Origin of the sequence: Baekduia sp. (assembly GCF_035685985.1) — a bacterium.
Classification (GTDB): Bacteria; Actinomycetota; Thermoleophilia; order Solirubrobacterales; family Solirubrobacteraceae; genus Baekduia.
The window spans coordinates 1-3,130 of the sequence record NZ_DASRZV010000018.1; the positions used below are offsets into that span (position 1 = coordinate 1).

Genomic DNA, 3,130 nt, shown 5'->3' on the forward strand with positions numbered 1-3,130 from the left:
CGGCACACCTCGGGCAGCGACTGCCCGGTCGCGATGCCCAGCTTCGCGGACAGCGTCTGGATGAGCATCGCGAACAGGTTCGCGGTCAGCACCACCCAGCCCAGCGCATAGCCGAACTGCGCGCCGCTCGCCATGTTCGTCGCGAAGTTCCCCGGGTCGACGTAGGCGACGGCCGCGATGAACGCAGGGCCGAGAAAGGGCAGGAGAGCCCGCAGGCCCCGGCGTTCGCCCGCCAGGGCCTGCTGAGCGGCTAGGACGGTATCAACCAACCGACGGTCCAAGCCCCAGTGACTGCGGCGTCGACGCGTCGGGCGACGGCTGGTGCAGGCCCTCGTCCAGCGACCCGTACTCGGTCATCAGGGCGGGCGAGCCGCCCCACGGCGTCTGCTCCTCGGCGACCAGCGTGTTGGTCGTGAGCAGCAGCCCGGCCACCGAGGCGCCGTTCTGCAGCGCCGAGCGGACGACGCGCAGCGGGTCGACGATGCCCATCGCGATCATGTTCCCGTGCCGCCCGCTGAGCGCGTCGAACCCGTCGTCGGGCCCGAGCGCCGCGGTCTGCCCGATCACGTCCGCGGCCGGGAAGCCCGCGTTCGACGCGATCAGCGTCGCCGGTTCGGCAAGCGCGTGCCGGACGATGCCGACGCCGACCTTGTAGTCCCCGGTGATGTCCGAGTCGCCGGCCACGCCGTCGTCCAGGGAAGGCATGGCGTGCAGCAGAGCCGCTCCGCCGCCCGCGACGATCCCCTCCGCCATCGCGGCCCGCGTCGCGGCCAGCGCGTCTTCGACCCGGTGCCGCAGTTCCTTCAGCTCCGCGGGGGTGGCCGCCCCGACGCGGATCACGGCGACCTGGCCGGACAGCGCACCGATGCGCTCGGTCAGCACGTCCTCGTCGATCCCGAACGTAGCCCGCTCGAGCTCCGCTCGCAGCTGCGCCAGCCGGAACTCCACGGCCTCGGCCGACCCGCCGCCGCCGATGATCGCGGTGTTGTCCGCGGTCACCCGCACCTGCCTGGCCCGCCCGAGCTGCTCGACGGTCATCGTCTCCAGGGAGAACCCGGCGTGCCGCGAGTACACCGCGCCGCCCGTGAGAGCGGCAATATCCTCCAGTTTGTGCAGCCGCCGGTCGCCGAACCCGGGCGCGCGCACCGCCACGCACTGGAAGATGCCGTTGACGTGGTTGTGCACCAGCATCGACAGCGCGGTGCCCTCGACGTTCTCCGCGATGATCACCAGCGGCCGCGGCGCCCGCATGACCTTGTCGAGCAGCGGCATGAGCTGCTGCACCTTGCTGATCTTCTCGCTGCACAGCAGGATGTACGGGTCGTCGACGATGGCCTCGAGCGACGCGGGCGACGTCACCAGGTACGGCGACAGGTAGCCGTTGTCGAACTGGAATCCCTCGACGAAGTCGACCCCCATGCCGGACGCGGGGGAGTCCTCGACGGTCACGATGCCCGCGTCGCCGACCGTGTGCAGCGCCTTGGCGATCACCTCGCCCACCGCGTCGTCGTCGTTGGCCGAGATCGCCGCGACCCGCCGGAAGTCCTCCTCGGAACTGACCGGGTGCGCGACCGACTGCAGGTACTCGACGAGCCGCCCGACCGCGAGGTCGATGCCGCGCTTGACCAGCACCGGGTTCGCGCCGCCGTCGATCGCGCGCATGCCCTCCCGCACGATCGCCTGGGCGAGCACGGTCGCGGTGGTGGTGCCGTCGCCGACCACGTCGTTGGTCTTGATCGCGGCTTCCTTGACGAGCTGCGCGCCCATGTTCTCGAACTGGTCCTTGAGGAAGATCTCGCGCGCGATCGTGACGCCGTCGTTGGTCACGACCGGCGACCCGGTGATCTTCTCCAGGATGACGTTGCGGCCCTTAGGCCCGAGCGTGGATTTCACCGCCTCGGCCAGCTGGTCCACGCCCGCGAGCAGCAGGCCGCGTGCCTCCGCCCCGAAGCGCAATTCCTTCGCCATCAGTGCTCCTCAGCTTTCTTCCGAACGGACACGTCGTGACTACGGGACGAGAATCGCCCGGCCGCGGACGCGGCCGGCGTCCAGGTCGGCGAGCGCGTCCGGCGCGGCGGTCAGCGGATACGTCTTGGTGTGCAGGGTGACCTTGCCGCTTTGCGCGAGCGCCATCAGCTCGGCCAGGTCGTTGTAGGTGCCGACGATGTTGCCGATGACGTTCCGCTCGGTGGAGATGATGTCGAGCGTCGGGATGTGCACCGTGCCGCCGTACCCGATGACGAAGTACGACCCGGCGGGCGCGGTCATGTTCCACCCGTCCATCTCGGCTCCCTGCTCGGCGACGAAGTCGAGCACGACGTCCGCCCCATTCCCGCCGGTCAGGTCCTGGACAGCGGCGACATGCCCGCCGTCGGCGACGACGGTGACGTCGGCGCCGATCTGCTCGGCGAGCTTGAGCGCGTCAGGGTTCCGGTCGACGACGATGATCCGCGTCGCGGAGAGCGCCGCGAGGCACTGAACCCCGATATGCCCGAGCCCGCCGGCCCCGATCACGACGCAGGTAGTCCCTGGATAGGCCAGCGGGATGGCCTTCTTCACGGCGTGGTAGGCGGTGATCCCCGCGTCGGCGAGCGCGGCGACGTCCTGCGGCTGCGTTGACGGCTCGAGCTTCACGCAGGCCCGCGCCGACGTCAGCAGGTACTCGGCCATCCCGCCGTCGGTGGACAGCCCGGGGAACGAGGAGTTCTCGCAGTGCATGTCGTCGCCCGCGCGGCAGGCGCGGCACAGCCCGCAGGTAGGCGTCGGATGCAGGATCACGGTGTCGCCGACGGCGACGTTGGTCACGGCGGAGCCGACCTCGTGCACCCACCCGGCATTCTCATGCCCGAGGACGTACGGCAGCGGCGTATGCATCCGCTCATCCCACTGCCCCTCGATGATGTGCAGGTCGGTCCTGCACACGCCGGCCCCGCCGATCTTGACGATGACGTCCAGCGGCCCGGTGATCGTCGGCTCGGCCACGTCGTCCACGACGGGCGTGCCGTGAAATTCATGCAGTCGTACGGCTTTCACTAAGACCTCCCGATCAGGGTCTGCGTGTTCTAGCCAGAGGCGTATCGATACCGGAGCATCCCGGAGCACATCGAGGCGTTGGCGTCGATCCCGGCCT

3 protein-coding genes are annotated in these 3,130 nt (G+C 69.9%); all 3 read right to left on the minus strand.

Annotated elements, in window-relative coordinates:
- Nucleotides 1-269, minus strand: a 269-nt coding sequence (locus VFG42_RS10225) for an Nramp family divalent metal transporter (protein ID WP_414642360.1), incomplete at its 3' end; no start/stop codon positions are given.
- Nucleotides 262-1,968 carry a chaperonin GroEL gene (gene groL, locus VFG42_RS10230; RefSeq protein ID WP_324907977.1) on the minus strand — a complete coding sequence of 569 codons (1,707 nt, stop codon included), beginning with the start codon at nt 1,966-1,968 and terminating at the stop codon, nt 262-264. The genes groL and VFG42_RS10225, both read right to left, overlap by 8 nt.
- 39 nt (nt 1,969-2,007) lie before the next feature.
- On the minus strand, nt 2,008-3,033 hold the full coding sequence (locus VFG42_RS10235) for an NAD(P)-dependent alcohol dehydrogenase (RefSeq protein WP_349260410.1): 1,026 nt from the start codon (nt 3,031-3,033) through the stop codon (nt 2,008-2,010).
- Nucleotides 3,034-3,130: the final 97 nt, after the last annotated feature.

Excerpts from the sequence above, each read along its gene's own strand:
- groL (WP_324907977.1), bottom strand. The coding sequence starts at position 1,968 with ATGGCGAAGGAATTGCGCTTCGGGGCGGAGGCACGCGGCCTGCTGCTC.